The sequence below is a fragment of the Brevibacillus sp. DP1.3A genome (assembly GCF_013284245.2).
Classification (GTDB): domain Bacteria; phylum Bacillota; class Bacilli; order Brevibacillales; family Brevibacillaceae; genus Brevibacillus.
The window spans coordinates 3,436,965-3,460,256 of sequence record NZ_CP085876.1 but is presented as its reverse complement, the minus strand read 5'-3'; the positions used below and the strand labels follow the sequence as shown (position 1 = coordinate 3,460,256).

Genomic DNA, 23,292 nt, shown 5'->3' with positions numbered 1-23,292 from the left:
TCCAATGGGGGATTTTACTGATCTATACACCTTATCCCCGCTGCAAGAAGGGATGTTGTTCCATTCGCTGTACTCTGAGGGTTCAGCCTATATGGTGCAGAACATTGCCATTCTTACAGGCGAGCTTGACATCGTCAACTTTGAAAAAGCCTGGAACAAAGTGGTTCAAAGACATTCCATTTTGCGTACTGGATTCCTTTGGGAAGAAGTGGAGAAGCCGCTTCAGGTGGTCTTCGAAAGTGTTCCTTTTTCCATACGTCAGGATGACTGGTCACATCACACCGATGAAGAGCAAGAAACCATGCTGACATCGTTTTTGCAAAAAGAAAAAGAGGCGGGCTTCGATTTGAGCGAAGCCCCCCTCATGCAAGTAACGGTCATCAAAAAGGCCAACGATGTGCACCAGTTCATCTGGACCTTTCACCATTTGCTGTTGGATGGATGGAGCAGCCCTATTCTTTTTCAGGAAGTCCTCGACTTCTATGAGGCGTACTGCCAAGGCAAGGACTTGAGACTTCCACAGCCAAAGCCATTCAAAGATTATATCTCCTGGCTTCGCCGTCAGGACAACACGGAGTCTGAAAAGTTCTGGCGCGAGTTCCTAACGTCCGTCGAGAGTCCCACACCTCTTCCCTTTGAATCTTATCCCTTGAGAGGTTCAGAGCAGGAAAAAGGGATTCATGAATCGACTCGAACCTTGACTGATGAGGTCTCGAAAGCTCTCTTAAAATTAGCTCGAACGTATAAGGTTACGATCAACACTATCGTGCAAGGGGCATGGGCCATTCTCCTCAGCCGTTTGAGCGGAGAAGAAAGCGTGGTATACGGCGTAACTGGTTCCGGGCGCCCGAGCGAACTGCCAGGTGTAGAGCAGATGGTTGGAATGTTTATCAACACGTTGCCGATGAAAACGAAAGTCGAGCCTGAGCAAACGTTGGATCAGTGGTTCAAAGAGTTACAGGATCAGCAATCGAGAGTCCGACAGTATGAATACTCTCCATTGGTGGATATCCAGGGCTGGACGGATGTACCGCGTGGACTACCACTATTTGAAAGTATTTTCGTATTTGAGAACTATCCGCTGGGAGAAGGGGAAGAGAAGGAATTCGGTTTTTCCATCTCTAATGTACAGCACTTCCAAGAAGTAGATAATCCGCTCACGATTGTCGGGATTCCGGGCGAACAGTTTAGCATCAAAATGATATACAGGACAGACCGCTTTGAGCAGGCGGCAATCGAACGGACACTTGACCAAATGGCATCCATTCTAGTGGCCATCGTCGAGAATCCCAAACAACGCCTGTCCTCTATCTCTTTTATCAGTCAAGAAGAAAGACAGCATCTCCTGGTCGGGCTAAACGATACTACGAGCGATTACCCTGGTGATAAAACCGTTCAACAACTGTTTGCCGAAACAGCGGCCCAATACCCAGATCGTATCGCCATCGTTGCAGGGGAAAAACAGTTGACCTACGCCGAGCTGGAGGCAAAAGCCAACCAGCTTGCCAACTACTTGCAAAAGCAAGGAGTAGCAACAGGTACTTTTGTCGGACTTTGCGTAGAACGCTCGTTAGATATGCTCGTTGGTATGCTCGGGATTCTCAAAGCAGGTGGAGCGTATGTGCCACTCGACCCTGCGTATCCCCAACAACGTCTGGCTTTCATGCTGGCAGATGCCCAGATTTCCATTTTATTGACACAGGAGCATTTGTCTGACAAGTGGCAAGGACAAGAGCTTACCATTCTCAATCTCGACCATGCTGGGGAAAAATGGGCGGAAGAGAGCACACTTGCTCCCCAGGTAGATATGACAGCTGACAGCCTCGCGTATGTCATTTACACATCTGGATCAACAGGTACACCAAAAGGAGTGCTGGTCGTTCATCGCGGAATTGTTCGCCTGATCAAAAACACGAACTACGTGACCATTACGGAAGAGGACGTGTTCCTGCAAGCCTCTACTGTATCGTTCGATGCTGCTACCTTTGAAATTTGGGGTGCGTTGTTAAACGGAGCGAAGCTGGTGTTGATGCCGCCACATCAGCCTTCACTCGATGAACTGGGAGAGACGATTCAGAATCACAAGGTGACGATACTTTGGCTGACGGCTGGTCTGTTTACGGTCATGGTTGATCACAAGGTGGAGTACTTGCGCGGCGTGCGCCAACTACTTGTCGGTGGGGATGTAGTCTCCGCATCTCATGTACGCAAGGTACTTTCGCTTGACGGTATCACGGTGATTAACGGCTATGGCCCGACGGAAAACACGACATTTACTTGCTGCAATCCCGTCACGGAGCTTCCAGAAGGCGTCAACTCCTTCCCGATCGGCCGACCGATCAGCAATACCACGGTGTACGTATTAGACAAACATCAACAGCCTGTCCCTCTGGGTGCGGCAGGCGAATTATATATAGGCGGAGATGGTCTCGCTCTTGGCTATTTGAACAATCCGGAGTTAACCGCAGAACGTTTTGTGAAGAATCCGTTTGACCCACAAGGGGGTTCTCGCCTGTACCGTACTGGTGACTTGGTTCGTTATTTGCCTGATGGCACGATTGAGTTTATCGGTCGTATCGACAATCAGGTGAAAATCCGCGGCTTCCGCATCGAATTAGGTGAGGTGGAAGCAGCACTCAGCTTGCATCCGTCTGTGAACGAAGTTGTGGTCATGGTCCGTGAGATTACGCCGGGCGAGAAGCATTTAACTGCGTATCTTACCGTTTCAGGAGACATCACGCTCGAAACTTCTGATTTGCGTGCATGGACAAAAACGAAGCTACCAGAATTCATGAGGCCTTCATTTTATATTTTCCTTGATGTGATGCCTTTGACGGTAAATGGTAAAATCGACCGCAAAAAACTGCCGGAACCGGAATGGACAAATCCAGCTTCCGCCAAAGGCTACATGGAGCCGCGCAATCAGGTAGAAGAATTGATTGCCAACATATGGTCGCAGGTGCTTGGAGTCGAAAAAGTGGGGATTCACGATAACTTTTTCGAGCTTGGTGGACATTCACTTTTGGCGACACGAGTCATTTCACGTCTACGAGAGGCGTTTGGAATAGAGCAGACGGTGCGCTCCATTTTTGAACATCCGACCATTGCAGCATGGAGTGAACAGGGAGCAGCACTTCATTTGGGAGAGAAAGAAGCGATTGGTGGATCGATTCAACCTGTACCAAGACAGAGCAATCTCCCGTTGTCTTTTGCCCAGCAGCGATTGTGGTTCTTTGATCAATTCATGCCAGAAAGTCCGATGTACAACATTCCATCTGCCCTTCGCTTGCAAGGCGAACTCGACGTAGTGGCATGGGAGAAGAGTTTACAGGCGATCATTTTGCGTCACGAAAGCTTGCGTACCACGTTCCAAGAAATAGACGGACAATCCATACAAGTGATTCATCCGCATATGGACTGGAAAATGGACATTCTGGACTTACGCGATCGATCAGCTGAAAAGAAAGAGCAAAAGATAGAGCAATTGGCTGAAGCCGAAACGGCCCGAGCTTTTGCCCTTGGACAAGGGCCGCTGATACGCGCGACGATGATCCAAACAGATGATCACGCATATGTTTTCTTGATCAACATGCACCACATCATCTCTGATGGTTGGTCGATGGGCATATTCTATCGCGAATTGCTTGCCAATTACGAAGCCTTCAGTAAAAAAGAAACACCAGAGCTGGCAGACCTACCGATTCAATATGCGGATTTTGCCACATGGCAGCGTGAGTGGCTGGATGGCGAAATCTTAGAGCAGCAGGTTACGTATTGGAAAGAAAAACTGAGTGGAGCAGAACCTCTTCTAACACTGCCGACAGACCGTTCGCGCCCTGCTGTGCAATCCTATCAAGGAGCTATTTACACTGAGACATTTTCTACGGACTTGCTCGCCAAATTGAAAGTACTTAGCCAGGAGTCCAGTTCTACCTTGTTTATGACGTTGCTGGCTGCATTCCAAACCCTTCTTTATCGCTATAGTGGTCAAGAAGACATCGTTGTGGGAAGTCCGGTAGCTGGACGCAATCGTCAAGAAACAGAGAATTTGATTGGATTCTTCGTCAATACTTTGGCACTCCGAACCAACGTAACAGGAGATGTAACATTTACAGAATTACTGGCACGCGTTCGCGAAACAGCGTTGGAGGCATATGCACATCAAGATTTACCTTTTGAAAAATTGGTCGATGAGCTACAGCTAGAGCGTAGCCTCAGCTACTCGCAGTTGTTCCAGGTCATGTTTGTCCTGCAAAACTTCCCGCTGGAGGAAGTAGTAACGTCTGGCATTCAGCTCACACCATTGGATTCTGAGCGACATTTGACGACTTCCAAGTTTGATCTCACATTGACAATGAGAGAGCAGGCAGACGGACTCGTAGCTTCCTTTGAGTACAGCACAGATTTGTTCGACAGATCGACGATAGAGCGAATGACTGGACATTTGCAAAATCTGCTTGAGGCTATCATCTCCCAACCAGAGGAGTCGATTGAAAAACTTGATCTTCTAAGGGAGAGCGAACGAAATAAACAGGTGGTAGAGCTTAACAACACAGATAGCGACTACCCTCGGGATCAAACTGTTCCACAACTGTTTGCCGAAACAGCGGCCCAATACCCAGATCGTATCGCCATCGTTGCGGGGGAAGAACAGTTGACCTACGCCGAGCTGGAAGCAAAAGCCAATCAGCTTGCCAACTACTTGCAAAAGAAAGGAGTAGAAACGGGTACTTTTGTCGGGCTTTGCGTAGATCGCTCGTTAGATATGTTCGTTGGTATGCTCGGGATTCTCAAAGCAGGTGGAGCGTATGTGCCACTTGACCCTGCGTATCCAGAAGAACGTCTGGCTTTCATGCTGGCAGATGCCCAGATTTCCATTTTATTGACACAGAAGCATTTGTCTGACAAGTGGCAAGAACAAGAGCTTAGCATTCTCAATCTCGACCATGCTTGGGAGAAATGGGCAGAAGAAAGTACACTTGCTCCTCAAGTAGAAATGACCGCCGACAGCCTCGCCTACGTCATTTACACATCGGGGTCAACAGGTACACCAAAAGGAGTGCTGGTCGTCCATCGCGGGATTATTCGCCTGATCAAAAACACGAATTACGTGACCATTTCGGAAGAGGACGTATTCTTGCAAGCCTCCACCGTATCGTTTGATGCTGCTACCTTTGAAATTTGGGGTGCGTTGTTAAACGGAGCGAAGCTGGTGTTGATGCCGCCACATCAGCCTTCACTCGATAAACTGGGAGAGGCGATTCAGAATCACAAGGTGACGACACTTTGGCTGACGGCTGGTCTGTTTACAGTCATGGTTGACCACAAAGTAGAGTACTTGCGTGGCGTGCGCCAACTACTTGTCGGTGGGGATGTGGTCTCCGCATCACATGTACGTAAGGTACTTTCGCTTGACGGTATCACGGTGATTAACGGCTATGGCCCGACGGAAAACACGACGTTTACTTGCTGCAATCCCGTCACGGAGCTTCCAGAAGGCATCAATTCCTTCCCAATCGGACGACCGATCAGTAATACCACGGTGTACGTATTGGACAAACATCAACAACCTGTCCCTCTGGGTGCAGCAGGCGAATTGTATATAGGCGGAGATGGTCTCGCTCTTGGCTATTTAAACAATCCGGAGTTAACCGCAGAACGTTTTGTGGAGAATCCGTTTGACCCACAAGGGGGTTCTCGCCTGTACCGTACTGGTGACTTGGTTCGTTATTTGCCTGATGGCAGGATTGAGTTTATCGGACGTATCGACAATCAGGTGAAAATTCGCGGCTTCCGCATTGAACTAGGCGAAATCGAGACGGTGTTGCAGAGCCACCCGGCTGTAAAAGAAACCGTACTCATGGTGAGAGAGGAAACTCCTGGAGACAAGCGCCTAGCTGCCTACCTCGTTTTTGCAGAAGAAAAAGAGGTTACTCACATCGAGATGCGCTCCTATCTCAAGGATAAGTTGCCAGAGTACATGATCCCATCCGCCTTCATGAAGTTGGACAGCTTCCCGCTGACACCAAACGGAAAAGTGGATCGCCGGGCGCTACCAATCCCAGACTATTCCCGAAATGAGGCGGATAGCGGTTTTGTAGCACCTGCAACGGATCTGGAAATGAAATTGGCGGAAATCTGGAAAAGTGTGCTGGGTGTTGCGAACATCGGCATCTACGACAACTTTTTCGAATTGGGCGGCGACTCCATTCTCAGTATCCAGATCGTCGCAAGAGCCAATCATTCCGGAATTCGCTTCACACCCAAGCAACTTTTTGAAAATCAAACCATTGCAGAATTGCTACGTGTTGTTACTGATTTGAGCCAAGAAACTGATACAAAATGGAAAAATGAGCAGGGCGCTGTTACTGGAAATGTACCGCTCACTCCAATCCAAAAATGGTTCTTTGACTCCAATCAACCGTCGCTGCACCACTGGAATCAGTCGGTACTTCTGACTGTTCAGCAACCAGTAGACCTTGTTGTCCTGGAGCAAACAATCGAGAGCCTGCTGGCTCATCATGATGCGTTGCGTATGCGCTTTTCACACTATGACGGCATGTGGACACAAATGATGGAAGGTCTTGAAGAGAATGTTCCATTCCGTAGCGTGGATATTTCTAATCTTCCAAAACAGGAACAGGAGTCCAGGCTGGAGGAAATCTCACAAGAAGTACAAGCGAGCCTAAATATCACAGAAGGTCCCGTCGTACAGGCTGTGTACTTCAACATGGGCGAAGAGCAAGCTGGCCGACTGTTGCTCGTCATTCACCACCTAGTTGTTGACGGTGTATCGTGGCGTATTTTGCTGGAGGATCTGCAACATACCTATGATCAAATAGCAAACGGTCAAGACGTACAAATGCCAGCAAAGACGACTTCGTTCAAGATGTGGGCTGAGCAATTAGTCGCGTATGCCAATTCAGACGCCATCCTGCAAGAAAAAGAGTACTGGCTCAAACAAGCTCATGAAGTGAGTCCGATCCCGATTGATCACCTTTATGAACCGAGTCAGAACACGGAAGCGACAACCAAACAAGTAACATTCTCGTTAAACGCAGGAGAAACCCGTGCCTTGTTGCAGGAAACACTTTCTCCATACCGTTTGAAAATAAATGATGTATTACTCGCTGCCTTAACAAAAGCGATGCACCGCTGGACAGGGAAACAGACGTTATCTTTCCATCTCGAGGGGCATGGACGCGAAGATATTTTGGAAGGAGCAGATTTATCCCGCACAGTTGGCTGGTTTACGAGTATGTATCCTGTACAGCTTACACTTGACCATACGAAACCGTGGAGCGAACTGCTGAAAGCAGTCAAAGAACAGCTTCGAGCTATTCCGCAAAATGGGGTTGGCTATGGTATCCTGCACTACTTACGTCAGGATGACGAGCTGAAAGAGCAGTTGAAGACTCGAATGAAGCCAGAGATCAGCTTCAACTACCTCGGCCAGTTTGATCAGGTAGTTTCGTCTAACGCTACGTTTGGCATGGCTGCTGAATCGAGAGGCTCGAATCTTGCACCTGATTCTATTCGCGCGCTTTTAATCGATGTAAACAGCGTCATTTCCGGAGAACAACTGCATATCACTTGGTTTTACAACGAAAACATCCACGAGAAAAGTACGGTAGAAGCAGTTGCTCGCGATTATATGGACGCCTTGCGTGAGATTATGGCACATTGCCGCTCCGAAGAAGCAGGAGGTTATACTCCTTCTGACTTCCCGCTGTCTCGTCTAGATCAGCGTACACTTGACACCTATGTGGGTAGAGATCACTCCATCGAGAACATATATCCACTGACGCCGTTGCAGGAAGGAATGCTTTTCCATTCGCTGTACGAACAAGAGGGCGGAGACTATGTGGTTCAATTCTCCATGACGATCCATCATTTGCAGGTCGATGCACTCCAACAAGCATGGCAAAAAGTCATCGATCGTCATTCTATTCTGCGCACCTCCTTTATCTGGGATGGGGTAGTCAATCCGCATCAAATTGTCCGCAAGCACGTACGGGTGACTGTTGATGAAAGAGATCTGCGACATTTACCAATTGATAGGCAGAAAGCAGCGCTAGACGCATTTTTGGAAGAGGATCGCAAGCGGAACTTCTCTATTACTGAGCCACCTCTCATGCGTTTGACTTTGTTCAGGATTAGCAACGAAGCATATCGCTTTATCTGGAGCTTCCACCACGTATTACTGGACGGTTGGAGCTTGCCGCTTGTCCTAAAAGACTGGTTTGCCGCTTATCTAGCGCTGGCAGAAGGAAGAGACGTTCAGCTTGGAGCTGTACAGCCTTTTTCCCAGTATGTTGCGTGGATTCAGCGTCAAGACTTGGAAGCTGCAGAACGTTTTTGGCGCAACCATTTGAAAGGGATATACGGGCCGACACAAATCAATCTCGGACAAGCTCTCCAATCCATTGGAGAACCGAAAACCTACGACGAGCGCTTTATCCGATTCTCGCCCGAGTTTACAGAACATCTGCAATCATTTGCTCGTCAGCATCAGGTAACGCTAAATACATTCATACAAAGTGCGTGGGGCATGATCCTGGGAGCTTACAGTGGTGAAGCAGATGTCGTATTCGGGGCAACTGGTTCAGGACGTCCAGCCGATTTGCATGGCGTAGAAAATATGGTTGGTCTGTTCATCAATACGCTTCCGGTTCGAATCACACTTGATCCAAGCAAAACCGTTCGGGTATGGCTGCGCGAATTGCAAGAAATGCAATTGGAGATTCGCCAATATGAGTACACGCCGCTGGTTGACATCCAGAGCTGGAGCGAATTCGAGCGCAACACCTCTCTGTTCGAAAGTATTTTTATCTTTGAGAACTACCCGATCGACGAGTCTGTAAAAGAAGCGGACAGCAGTATTCAGATTTCTGATGTAGACTCTGCGGAGCAAACCAACTATCCACTTACCGTAGTATGTGGCCCTGGCAAAGAATTTGTCCTCAAAATCGTTTTTGATCAAAACCGATTCGATCATGTACGTATCGAACGTGTCCTAGAGCAAATGACTCGTCTGCTCCAATCGATGACAGCGAATCCTGATCAAACTTTGGCTGATGTGCGCATGATCAGCGAAATGGAACAAGAGCAGGTTTTGGGCGAGTGGAACGAAACGAAGGTGGATTATCCAACCGGGCTTTGCATTCATCAAGCATTTGAACACCAAGTAAAAATGACGCCAGATGCCATCGCACTCATGTACAAAGAGATGGAAATGACGTATGCCGAACTGAACCAGCGAGCGAACCAATTGGCGCATCATCTCCTTGCCCAAGGCGTGAAACCAGATACGCTCGTCGGTATTTGCATCGAGCGCTCTCCAGAAATGATCGTCGGGATTCTCGGTGTGATGAAAGCAGGTGCCGCCTATGTTCCAATTGACCCGGCACATCCGCTAGAGCGTATTGCCTACATGATCGAGGATTCGCAGGCAAACATCGTGTTGACCCAGCAATCTCTGGCAAACCATTTGCTTACAACGCAGGCTCAGGTAATTTGCCTTGATAGTAATGCTCTAGAGAATGAACCTGCTCACGATGTGGTGAGTGGGATTACAGAACAAAATCTTGCTTATGTCATTTACACATCTGGTTCCACTGGCTTGCCGAAAGGCGTAATGGTCGAACACCATAGTGCGGTGAATATGGCTTATTACCTGATCGATTTGTTCCAAGTCCAGCCGTCTAGCCGCGTCCTACAGTTATGTTCGTTCAGCTTCGATGTATCTGTCGCAGAGATCGTCATGGCATTGATTTCGGGTGCGACCTTAGTCATTGAGGATCGTGAAATGCTCTTGCCTGGCCCTGAACTCATCTCCGTCTTGCAAGAAAAACAAATTACGACTGTGATGACGGTTCCTGCTGTACTTGCGGCATTACCTGACGCCGACCTACCTGATCTGAAAACATTAGTGATCGGTGGCGAAGCACCAGGCTATGAGCTCATCACTCGCTATGCAAATCATCGTCAATTTTTCAATTGCTACGGACCAACGGAAGCAACTGTTTGCACCACGTTAATGCTTATGGATACGAATCTCACGAACACGCCAATTGGCCGCCCAATCGCCAATGCGACCATCTACGTATTAGATGCCAATTTGAAGCCTGTCCCTATAGGCGTACCAGGTGAGCTGTACATTGGTGGAAAAGGTTTGGCACGCGGTTACTGGAATCGTCCAGAGCTTACAGCGGAACGCTTTATCACTCAACCGTTTGGAGCGGAAGGCGAACGTCTTTATCGCACAGGCGATCAGGTGCGCTATCTGGAAGGCGGTAACCTTGAATTCCTCGGACGTATCGATAATCAGGTGAAAATTCGCGGCTTCCGCATCGAATTAGGCGAAATCGAAAACGCAATGAGAAAGCACTCTGCGATTCGGGAAGCTGTTATTACCGTACGAGAAAATCGTTTGGCTGCTTATCTGATTGCAATAGGTGAAGAGAAGCCGGCTACAGAGGAGCTCGCTCGCTATCTGAAAGAGACATTGCCAGATTACATGATTCCAGCAGGCATAGTCTGGATGGATGCTATTCCGCTTACGGTCAACGGAAAAGTAGACCACCGGGCACTGCCTACACCGGATTGGGGACTTTTGACCACACAACAAGAGTATGTCGCACCTCGCACACCAACAGAAGAAATAGTGACTAACATTTGGACACAGGTGCTTTCCGTAGAGCAAGTCGGGATTCACGACGATTTCTTTGAACGAGGGGGACATTCCCTCTTAGCTACCCAGGCGATTTCCCGTATGCGTCAAACTTTTGGCGTAGACATGCCGCTTCGTACGCTGTTTGATTATCCGACAACGGCTGCGATCAGTGAAAAAATTACGACATTATTACAAGGGGAAGCGGGTCACACTAACATCCCACTTGTGCCCGTGTCGCGTGACGGACACTTGCCGCTCTCGTTTGCGCAACAACGTTTGTGGTTTTTGGACAAGTTGTTGCCAGACAGTTCCGTATACAACATCCCATCTGCTGTTCGACTGAAGGGTGAGCTAGACGTCGATGCGTGGGAGCGCAGTCTCAAGCTGATCATCCAGCGTCATGAGAGCTTGCGTACAACTTTCTCCGATATCAATGGAGAAGCCGTTCAAGTCATTCATCCGGAGATCGAGTGGAACCTGGGACGAATCGACTTACGAGACTGGAGCGAAGAGGAGCGAGAAGTGGAAGCATTGCGTCTCGCCATAGAAGATTCAGAACAATCGTTTCATCTGAATCAAGGGCCGTTGTTGCGCGCCAAGCTGATTTGCATGGATGAACAAGCCTATGTATTTTTGCTCAACTTACATCACATCATTGCGGATGGCTGGTCTATGAGTGTATTCATGGGTGAGTTAGTCTCCATCTACGAAGCGTTATCTGCTGGAGAAACACCACAGCTTGCCGAAATGCCGCTGCAATATGCAGACTATGCCACATGGCAACGCAATTGGTTGCAAGGAGAGGTACTGGAGCAACAATTGGCGTACTGGAAAAAACAATTAGGCGATGCAGAACCACTTCTGATATTGCCGACAGATCGTCCACGCCCTGCCGTTCAGAGCCATAAAGGGGCAATGCATACGATTAGGCTCCCAGAAAAACTGCTTGCCGACCTAAAAGCACTCAGTCGTGAAGAAGGATCAACCTTATTCATGACCTTGCTAGCTGCCTTTCAGACCCTGCTCTATCGCTACAGTGGTCAAAAAGACATCCTCGTCGGAAGTCCGGTCGCAGGACGTAATAGACAGGAAATGGAGTCGCTTATTGGTTTCTTCATTAACACCTTGGTAATGCGTACGGATATGTCCGGGGAACCAACCTTCCGAGACTTGCTTGCAAAAGTACGAGAAACTGCACTGGAAGCTTATGCGCATCAAGACCTGCCGTTTGAAAAACTGGTAGATGAACTGGAGCTGGAAAGAAGCCTAAGCTACTCACCGTTGTTCCAAGTGATGTTCGTACTGCAAAACATCCCGATGGACGTACAAGAATTGTCCCAGATCCGCATCGAGCCTTTCCACAGAGGTCAGGAGGGCGTAAGCGCCAAGTTTGACATCACCTTGACCACCGTAGAAGCACCTGATGGACTTATCGCAACATTCGAGTACAACACCGATCTTTTTGATCCAGCAACGATAGAGCGCATGGGGAACCATTTCTCGAACCTGCTAGAGGCGATTTCGGCAAATCCGATGCAACCAGTCACAGCCATACCTCTCCTGAGCGATATGGAAAAGGAGCAGCTTCTCCATCAATGGAATGATACGAATGTACCTTTTGAACGTGAAACATGCGTGCATGAAAGGGTTGCAAGGATTGCACAAGCGTTGCCAAATCAATTAGCAGTTGTTTCCGAAGAAGGGCAGATCACCTATGCAGAACTAGATGCCAAAGCGAATCAGGTAGCGAACTACCTGCTAAAACAGGGAGTATCCTCTGAAACACTTGTCGGCATTTGCGTAGAACGTTCCATCGATATGCTCATCGGTCAACTGGGAATACTCAAAGCTGGCGGTGCTTATGTCCCAATGGACACGGCGTATCCACAAGAGCGTCTTGCTTTCATGATGAAAGATGCGAATATGCCAGTTGTAGTAACCCAAGAACGACTGTTAGGGCGATTGCCGGAAGGACCTGTAACATTCATCTGCTTGGATCGTGATTGGAATATCATTTCAGAAGAGAGCAGCGAGGCACCCAACATTGCAATGACAACAGAGAATCTTGCGTATGTCATCTATACGTCTGGCTCTACTGGAACGCCAAAAGGGGTAGAGATCGAGCATGCCGCCTTGTTAAATCTCATTTTCTGGCACCAACGGTCGTACAGCGTAGATTCAAACGATCGAGCTTCACAAATCGCAGGAACAGCCTTTGATGCTTCTGTTTGGGAAATCTGGCCGTACCTAACAAAGGGAGCAACGCTTTATCTCCCATCAGAAGATATTCGTCTGGTACCAGAGGAACTAAGAGATTGGCTTGTTGCATCGGGTATCACGATTAGCTTTTTGCCAACGCCATTGGCGGAAAGATTGCTTACCTTGGAATGGCCTATCAACACGAAGCTGCGCTATATGCTCACAGGGGGCGATAAGCTACACGATTACCCACTAGCAACAATGCCGTTTACTCTTATGAACCAATACGGTCCAACCGAAAACGCGGTTGTCGCCACAGCAGGTGCCGTTCCGACAGAAGCTACTCATGTATTCGCACCATCAATCGGACGTCCAATAGACAATGTGCAAGTATACGTCCTTGATGAAAAGCTGCAACCTGTGCCGATTGGTGTAGCCGGAGAGCTCTATATCGCTGGAGACAGTTTGGCACGTGGCTATCTGAAGCGCCCTGATCTAACCAAAGAGAGGTTCGTAGCCAATCCATACTCACAAAAACAGGGAGCCCGCATGTACCGAACTGGAGATCTGGTTCGTTACCTGCCAGATGGAAACATAGATTTCATTGGTCGTGCAGACGATCAGGTGAGCATTCGAGGATTCAGGGTCGAACTGGGTGAAATTGAAACGGCTCTGTACACTCATCCAGCGGTAAAAGAAACCATCGTACTCGTACGTGAGGATATTCCGGGCATTAAACGACTCGCTGCCTACGTCGTACTTGGAGAAAAACAAGAGATTCAAGCAAGTGACTTCCGTAGCTATCTAAAGGAAAAGCTGCCTGAGTATATGGTGCCAGCTGCATTTGTCATCATGGGTAACCTGCCGCTGACTCCAAACGGGAAGGTAGATCGACAAGCATTGCCTGTACCTGATTTATTACACACTGAAAAAGAAGGCAGTTTTGCAGCTCCGACAACTGCTATAGAGGCTACGCTTGCAGATATATGGAAGAATGTTCTAAGAATTGACAACGTTGGTATTTATGACAACTTTTTCGAGTTGGGTGGAGACTCCATCTTGAGTATCCAAATTGTTTCTCGAGCCAATCAGGCTGGAATTCGTTTGACACCGAAACAGCTCTTGAGAAATCAAACCATCGCGGAACTGGCAAGTGTCGTGACAGCGACTGACGGCATACAAACAGGAAAAATCCAAGCAGAACAAGGTATCTTGACGGGAGAGGTGCCGCTCACGCCAATTCAATCATGGTTCTTCACGACTGAACAACCGTCGATCCATCATTGGAACCAATCCTTGCTTTTGACGGTTCAACAACCCGTTGACCTAACTGTTCTAGAGCGTGTCGTCGAGAGTCTGCTCACTCATCATGACGCATTACGTATGCGTTTTAACCATACGGAGCAAGGTTGGAACCAATATATGGAAGGGCAACCTGAGATTATTCCATTCCGTAGTGTGGACCTGTCCGCTGTTCTAGATGAAGAACAAGCCGATCGTCTGGAGCAAATCGCAAACGAGGTGCAATCAAGTCTACATGTAAGTGAGGGACCCGTTTTCCAAGTCGTTTACTTCCATCTTGGTGCGGACCAACCTGGTCGTCTACTGATTGTTGCCCACCATCTGGTGATAGACGGTGTATCCTGGCGCATTTTGCTAGAGGATCTACAAACTGCTTACGGGCAACTTGTAAACGATCAAGAGGTGCAATTCCCTGCGAAGACGACTTCATTCAAGTCATGGGGAGAGCAATTGCAATCCTATGCGAATTCCGAAGCGATCGAGCCGGAAAAAGTGTTCTGGCTGGGCCAAAATGATGAAGTGAGTCCACTTCCAATTGACCGTGCCTTCGAGCCAAGTCAAAACACAGATGCAACCTCCAAACAAGTCAGTCTTGCGCTTACTATTGATGAAACTCGCGCGTTGTTGCAGGATACGCTTACGCCTTACCGTCTGCAAATCAATGATGTATTGCTTACCGCTTTAACCAAAGCAATGAATCGTTGGACAGGCGAAACACTAGTATCCGTTCATCTGGAAGGGCACGGACGTGAGGAGATTATCGAAGGAGTGGACTTATCCCGTACGGTTGGCTGGTTTACGAGCATGTACCCGGTACAGCTTTCGATTGACCCTTCAAAGCCGTGGGGTGACGCTTTGAAAGCGGTCAAGGAACAGCTTCGTCGCATTCCAAAGAAAGGTGTCGGCTACGGCATTATCCGATACCTCAGTCAGGATGAGGAGTTGAAAAAACTCCTAGATGAAAAGCCGAAGCCAGAAATGAGCTTCAACTACCTCGGACAGTTTGATCAGATCGTTCAAGCCGAATCGAGATTTGGTATGGCGCAAGAATCAAGAGGCTCCAATTTGGGGAAAGACACAATACGTCAGCACCTGATTGATGTAAACAGTGTCATAACCGGAGAACAGCTCCATGTCACATGGATATATAGCGAAAACATTCACGAAGAAAGCACGATCCAAGAGCTTGCTTGCAACTATCTGGAAGCTTTGCGTGAGATCATTGCGCACTGCCAGTCCGAAGAAGCAGGCGGCTATACGCCATCTGACTTTCCACTAGCGCGAATGGATCAACGTGCTATCGACAAGCATCTGGGACAGGATCGCCTGATCGAAAACGTCTATCCGCTCAGTCCATTGCAAGGTGGCATGCTGTTCCACTCCCTGTACGAGCAAGAGGGGGGAGACTATATTGTTCACTTTGCCATGACGTTGGAGGGCTTGTACGTCGATGCGTTTGAACAGGCGTGGCAAAAGGTAGTGGATCGCCATCCGATTCTACGTACCTACTTTGTTTGGGAAGGTTCAGAGGCTCATCAGATTGTACGCAAACAAGTAAAAGCAACAGTAGAAAAAATCGACCTTCGTCATTTGACGACGGAGCAGCAAAAAACGGAACTGGCTCACTATCTAGAAGCTGATCGAAGACGAAATTTCGAGATTGCTTCTCCACCACTCATGCGTTGGACGTTATTCCATTTACGTGAGGGAGTTTATCGCTTCACTTGGAGCTTCCATCATGTATTGCTTGATGGTTGGAGCGTACCCATTGTACTAAAAGACTGGTTTAGTGCTTATGTGTCCATAGCAGAAGATAGAGAGGTTTCGTACAGCTTCGTCCAACCATTCTCAGCCTACATCGATTGGGTACAGCGCCAAGACTTGAAAGCCGCCGAACATTTTTGGCGCGAGCAGCTTAAAGACTTCCACGAGTCTACACCATTAGCGATGAGTAGCTACTCTGGCGGCCGGGAACATATGCCGAAAGTGTACGAAGAAAAAGAAATTCGCTTATCGGTGGACATGACTTCACGTTTGCAAGCCTTTGTCCGTACACACCAGTTGACATTGAATACGCTTGTCCAAGGAGCATGGGCTCTCATCCTGAGCCGTTACGGCGCAACGGATGATGTCGTCTTCGGTGCAACAGTTTCCGGTCGTCCGGCTGATCTACCTACTGTAGAGGGCATGGTAGGTCTCTTCATCAACACCCTGCCGATTCGTGTTTGGATTGATGCGAACAAATCGGTGCGGGAATGGCTACGAGAGATTCAAGAACATCAAGTGGAGCTTCGCCAGTTTGAGTACACGCCGTTGGTTGACATCCAAGGCTGGAGTGAAATGGCGCGGAATGCTGCCCTGTTCGAGAGCATCTTCATTTTTGAGAACTACCCGATTGGTGAATCGGTAAAAGATGAGCATTATCAGCTGCAATTATCCGACGTAGAAACGATGGAACAAACGAATTATCCAATCACCGTCGTCTGCGGTCCGGGTAAAGAGTTCATCCTTAAGATCAAATACGACCAAAACCGATTCGCTTCTGAAAATATCGAACGTGTATTGCACCAGATGTCTTCCTTGCTCGAATCCATGATGGCAAAACCTGAACAGTGCCTCGCAGAGGTATCGATGTTCAGTGAAAGCGAGCTCCAGCAGGTATTAGTCGAATGGAATGACACGAGCGTAGATTATCCGGCACAGCTTTGCATCCATCAGGCATTCGAGAAACAAGTGGAAAAGACACCCGATGCTATTGCACTCGTCTACAAGAAGATGGAGTTGACCTATGCTGAGCTAAACAAACGTGCAAATCAGCTGGCACACAGGCTGATTGCATGCGGTGTACAACCGGATAAGCTAGTTGGCATTTGCGTCGAGCGTTCTCCAGAGATGATCATCGCTTTCCTTGGTGTAATGAAGGCAGGTGCTGCTTATGTGCCTATTGATCCAGCGCATCCGCAAGATCGCATTGCCTATATGATCGAAGATTCGCAAGCGAACATTTTGTTGACGCAAGTATCGCTGAAAGACATGCTACCAGTTCCTTCTAAACAGGTCATTTGCCTCGATAGCGATGAACTGGCAGATGAGCCAACCACAAACGTGGATAGCAGCGTCAATGAACATCATCTCGCTTACGTAATCTATACTTCTGGATCAACCGGATTGCCCAAAGGGGTGATGGTCGAGCACCACTCCGTGATCAATTTGACACATGCCCTGATCCATTCGTTCCAAATCGATGCGACGAGCCGGGTTTTGCAATTCACATCATTTAGCTTTGATGTTTCTGTCTCCGAGATCGCAATGACCCTGCTCGCTGGTGCCACGCTAGTCATTGAGGATCGCGAATTACTTTTACCTGGTCCGGAGTTGATCCAAGTCTTGCAGGAACAACGCATTACGATCGTGACAATGGCTTCTTCTGTAGTATCGGCCTTGCCACAAGCGGATTTGCCAGACCTGAAGACTCTGATTGTCGGTGGGGAAGCGTTAAGCCGTGAGCTTGTCGCCCGTCACGCGAAGGATCTCCAGTTCTTTAACTGCTACGGACCAACAGAAACAACCGTCACTGCTACGCTCATACGTTGTGAGAATAACGGTCAAAATCCATCAATCGGCAGACCCATCGCCAATGTGGAAGTGTATGTACTGGATGCAAACCGGCAACCTGTGCCAATAGGCGTACCAGGCGAGCTGTACATCGGCGGAAAAGGAATAGCCAGAGGGTACTGGAATCGTCCTGAACTTACGAAAGAACGCTTTATCAATCATCCGTTCGGCAAGGAAGGAGAACGCCTCTACCGGACTGGTGACCTAGTTCGCTATACGGAAGACGGACAGCTCGAATTCCTCGGACGAATCGACGACCAAGTCAAGATTCGCGGTTATCGAATCGAACTGGGCGAAATCGAAAATAGACTCAGACAGCATCCAGCCGTTCAAAATGTCGTCGTTATCGCGCGTGAGGAGCGAAAAGGAGACAAGCGTTTGGCAGCTTATCTCGTTGCAGCAAACGAACAACAACCGGGAGATGCTGAGCTTATCCACTACCTGAAAGAGACCCTACCGGAATACATGGTTCCAGCAGGGTATGTATGGATGGCAGAGATTCCACTCACGGTCAACGGGAAAGTAAATCGCCGCGCCCTTCCAGCACCGGATTGGGGACAAGGGGAGTCAGGGAAGGAATATGTGGCGCCGCGTACACCAACAGAGGAAATCGTCGCCCATATTTGGTCGCAGGTACTTTCTGTTGAGGGAATTGGAATCCACGATGACTTCTTTCATCTGGGTGGACATTCGCTCTTGGCTACCCAAACCGTTTCCCGCCTGAAAGAAACATTTGGTGTGGAAGTCCCACTCCGTGCCTTGTTCGAAAATCCTAGCGTGGCACAAATGAGCGAAAAATTAACCGGTTTACTGGAAGCCAAATCGAAAGTGGCCAGCATTCCACTCGCACCGGTTTCTCGCGATCAGCATCTACCGCTCTCATTTGCACAGCAACGCTTGTGGTTCTTGGATCGTTTAATGCCGAACAGCGCCTTGTACAACATCCCGTCTGCCATGCGGATGCAAGGACACCTCAACATCCTTGCATGGGAACGCAGTCTGCAGATGATCATCGAGCGACACGAGAGTTTGCGAACAACCTTCACTGACATCAACGGGGAAGCAATACAAGTCATTCACCCAGAAATCGCGTGGAGCCTGGGCAAGATTGATTTGCGTGATCTACCAGAAGAGGAGCGCGACACCGAGGTCCATCGCCTGGAGAGAGAAGAGGCAAACAACCCATTTGACCTACGTACAGGACCGTTACTGCGGGCCACGATCATCCAGATCGGCGAAGTGAATTTCGTCTTCCTGCTTAACATGCACCATATCGTATCTGACGGTTGGTCGATGAACATTTTCATACGTGAGCTGGTTACGATTTATGAAGCGCTTCGCAAGGAAGAAACGCCGCAACTCACCGAGATGCCACTACAATATGCAGACTTTGCAGCTTGGCAGCGTGAATGGCTACAAGGAGAGGCGCTGGAGCAACAACTCGCATACTGGAAAGCGAAACTCGGTGGCAGTGAGCCGCTATTGGCCTTACCGACAGATCGTCCGCGTCCACCTGTACAGACATATAACGGAGCCTTATACACGACGAGTTTCCCAACGGAGCTTGTGGAAAAATTACACACGCTCAGCCGACAAGAAGGCGCCACGCTCTTTATGACCTTGCTCGCTGCATTCCAAATCCTGCTTCATCGCTACAGCGGTCAAGACGACATTATCGTAGGAAGTCCGGTTGCTGGACGCAATAGACAAGAAACGGAGTCATTAATTGGCTTCTTCATCAACACGCTGGCGATGAGAACCGATATGTCTGGCGCCCCAACCTTCCGTGAACTACTTGCAAGAGTGCGCGAGTCTGCACTGGAAGCGTATACCCATCAAGACCTGCCCTTTGAAAAGTTGATAGATGAGCTGGAGTTGGAACGTAGCCTCAGCTATTCGCCGCTCTACCAAGTTATGTTTGCTCTGCAAAACTTCCAAATGCAGACTCATGAACTTGAGGGCATTCGGATTGCTCCGTTTGAAAGCAAGAACCAAGAAGTGATGTCCAAATATGACATCAGCTTGACTATGGCAGAAACGCCAAACGGCCTGATCGCTACATTTGATTACAATACAGATTTGTTCGACCAAACAACGATGGAGCGAATCGTGAATCATTTCCATCATTTACTGGAGGGAATAGTCGCCCAACCTGATCGCTCGATCATGGCGTTACCACTGCTTCGTCCGGATGAACGTGAACAGCTTATACTCGCGTGGAACAACACAGCTGCAAATTACACATATGAGAAGACAGTGCACGAGCTAGTCGCTGAAATGACAAGGAAAATGCCGGATCAACTGGCAGTCGTCTCCAAGGAAGGCTCGCTCACCTACGCAGAGCTGGATTCAAAAGCGAATCAACTGGCGAACTACTTGCAACAACAGGGGGTAACGACAGAGACTCTCGTCGGCATTTGCGTCGAACGCTCCGTCGAGATGCTGATCGGCCAATTAGGGATTCTCAAAGCAGGCGGCGCGTTTGTTCCGATGGACCCATCTTATCCAAAAGAGCGCCTTGCCTTCATGATGAATGACACGAACATGCCGATCGTATTGACCCAAGAAAGCTTGCTTGAAGCATTGCCAACAGGTGATGCAACGTTTATTTGTCTCGATATCGATTGGGATTTGGTTGCCAATGAGAGCACGGAATCACCCGAAATCACGACGACAACGAACAATCTCGCCTATGTCATTTACACCTCCGGTTCTACTGGAACACCAAAAGGAGTGGAAATCGAGCAACGCGCTCTATTGAATCTCATCTATTGGCACCAGCATGCTTACAACGTCACGCCAGAAGATAAAGCATCACAAATCGCCGGAACAGCCTTTGACGCCGCTGTCTGGGAAATCTGGCCGTATCTGACGGCAGGAGCGACGCTGTATCTGCCACAAGAAGAGATTCGTCTCGTACCGGAAAAACTGCGTGATTGGCTCGTCGACTCAGGAATCACGATCAGCTTCCTACCAACGCCATTAGCAGAGAGCTTGATGTCTGTTGAATGGCCGACCGATTCAGATTTACGCTACATGCTGACTGGCGGTGACAAACTGCATCAGTATCCATCGGCTCATCTGCCATTTACATTGGTAAATCAGTATGGGCCAACGGAAAATGCCGTCGTAGCTACAGCAGGCATCGTTCCTGTACAGGCTGGTCAGATAGCTGCACCGACAATCGGACGCCCAATCGACAATGTGCAAGTATACGTTCTTGATGCAAAGCTGCAACCTGTGCCGATCGGTGTTGCAGGCGAACTGTACATCGCAGGGAACAGCTTGGGTCGCGGGTATCTAAAACGTCCTGATCTGACACAAGAACGCTTCGTCGAAAATCCGTTCGCGCACATTCGAGGGGCAAAAATGTACAGAACAGGAGACCTTGTCCGCTACCTGCCGGACGGCAACATCGAGTTTATCGGTCGTGCCGACGATCAGGTGAGTATCCGTGGTTTCCGCGTCGAGCTGGGCGAGATTGAAACCGCCCTGTACACTCATCCTTCTGTCAAAGAAACGATCGTCCTTGCCCGTGAAGACATGCCAGGTGTGAAACGACTGGCCGCGTATGTCGTGTTAGAAGAAGGAGTAGAGGATCAAGCTGGCAACTTCGACAGCTACCTCAAAGAATTACTGCCGGAGTATATGGTACCAGCCGCATTCGTAATTATGGATGCTCTGCCACTCACTCCAAATGGCAAAGTAGACCGTCGTGCATTACCTATACCGGAGTACACGGTGAGGAACGGAGAATTCGTTGCTCCAGAGACGTTTGTCGAGAGAGTATTGGCCGAAATATGGAAAAAGGTTCTAGGAGTAGAGCAAGTCGGAATTCACGATAACTTCTTCGAACTCGGTGGTGATTCGATTCTAAGCATTCAGATCGTGGCTCGCGCAGCCCAATCTGGAATTCGCTTGTCACCAAAGCTCTTGTTCGAAAATCAGTCGATTGCTGAGTTGACTCATGCGATTGGGGAGTCGGTTAACATTTTTGCCGAGCAAGGCATCGTCACAGGGGAAGTGCCACTCCTGCCGATTCAGCGCTGGTTCTTCGAGCAAAAATTGGCAGATCGCAACCACTGGAACCAATCTGTACTTTTAACTGTCAAACCGATCGACCCAGAAATTTTGAGACAAGCTTTCTATCACTTGCTCGGACACCATGATGCCCTCCGCCTCCGCTTCTACCATCAGGATGGAAAATGGAAGCAAAACAAGGAGGATTGGACAGATATTATTCCATTTACCGTAGAGGAATTGGGTCATTTGCCGTATGAACAGCAAGTAAAGCGAATCGGGGAAATCTCTGAGGAAGCTCAGGCAAGCTTGCATCTCTCGGAAGGTCCGTTGCTCCGTGCCGTCTACTTCGATTTGGGCAGTGAACAGGAAGGCCGCTTGCTAATCGTCATTCACCACTTGGCAGTCGATGGTGTGTCTTGGCGCATCATCACGGAAGACTTGAATAAGGCCAGCACCCAACTGCTACAAGGCAAGCAGGTGCAACTGCCGCCAAAGACCAGCTCCTACAAGTATTGGGCTGAAAAATTGACGGAGCACGCTCAATCGGACAGCCTGCAAGAGGAAGCGGATTATTGGCTAAGCACCTTTGATACAGAAGTAAACGCTCTGCCAAAAGATTATGAGAACGGAAAGAACCGAGAGCTTACTGCTAGGATGGTTTCTGTTGCACTTACGCAGGAAGAAACCAAAGTACTCTTACAGGAATTGCCTTCGATCTACCAAACTCAGATCAATGACGTCTTGCTCACTGCATTGGCAGAAGCGATCTTCGTCTGGACTGGAAATCAAACCTCCCTCGTCCATCTGGAAGGACACGGACGTGAAGAGCTCTTCGACGATGTCGATCTGTCCCGTACCTTGGGGTGGTTCACGAGCATGTATACCATCCTCTTGGATACGAGTGGAACGACCTCTCTCAAAGAAGCGCTACAAACGACCAAAGAACAGCTGCGTAGCATTCCGAACAAGGGAATCGGCTATGGAATTCTCCGTTACCTGAACGAGGAAATGACTGAAAAGTTCAAGTCCTTGCCAAAAGCAGAGATTAGCTTCAACTACCTCGGTCAGCTTGATCAGGCAGTCGATGACACAGAATCCTTGTTTGGCTTTGCAAACGAAGCAAGAGGCGACAACTTCAACCGCAACTCAGAACGTCAGCATCTGCTGGATTTCGGTAGCTCTGTCGTTGGGGGACAATTGATTGTAACGATCGCCTTCAGTGAAGAGATTTATCGCAAAGAAACTGTCAAAGATTTGGTGGATTACTATGTAAACGCACTACGACAATTGATCGAGCTAGGTCAGACGGAGACAGCCACTACACCAACTACAAGTGATCTGTCCGAATTCGGTTGGGATGATGAAGAGATTGCCGACTTACTTGATCTCATCCAAGACAAGTAATGAATACAAACTGCATAGAGGCGTCAAACACGGTGCCTCTATGGCAAATTTTTTATGGGAGTGGGCAGGAGAAG

1 protein-coding gene is annotated in these 23,292 nt (G+C 48.7%); it reads left to right on the top strand.

What is annotated here, in order from left to right:
* The first annotated feature begins 4 nt into the window (after nt 1-4).
* Nucleotides 5-23,218 carry a linear gramicidin non-ribosomal peptide synthetase LgrC gene (gene lgrC / locus HP399_RS31020; RefSeq protein ID WP_173619272.1) on the top strand — a complete coding sequence of 7,738 codons (23,214 nt, stop codon included), beginning with the start codon at nt 5-7 and terminating at the stop codon, nt 23,216-23,218.
* Nucleotides 23,219-23,292 lie beyond the last annotated feature (74 nt).

Excerpts from the sequence above, each read along its gene's own strand:
- lgrC (WP_173619272.1), top strand. The coding sequence starts at position 5 with ATGGGGGATTTTACTGATCTATACACCTTATCCCCGCTGCAAGAAGGG.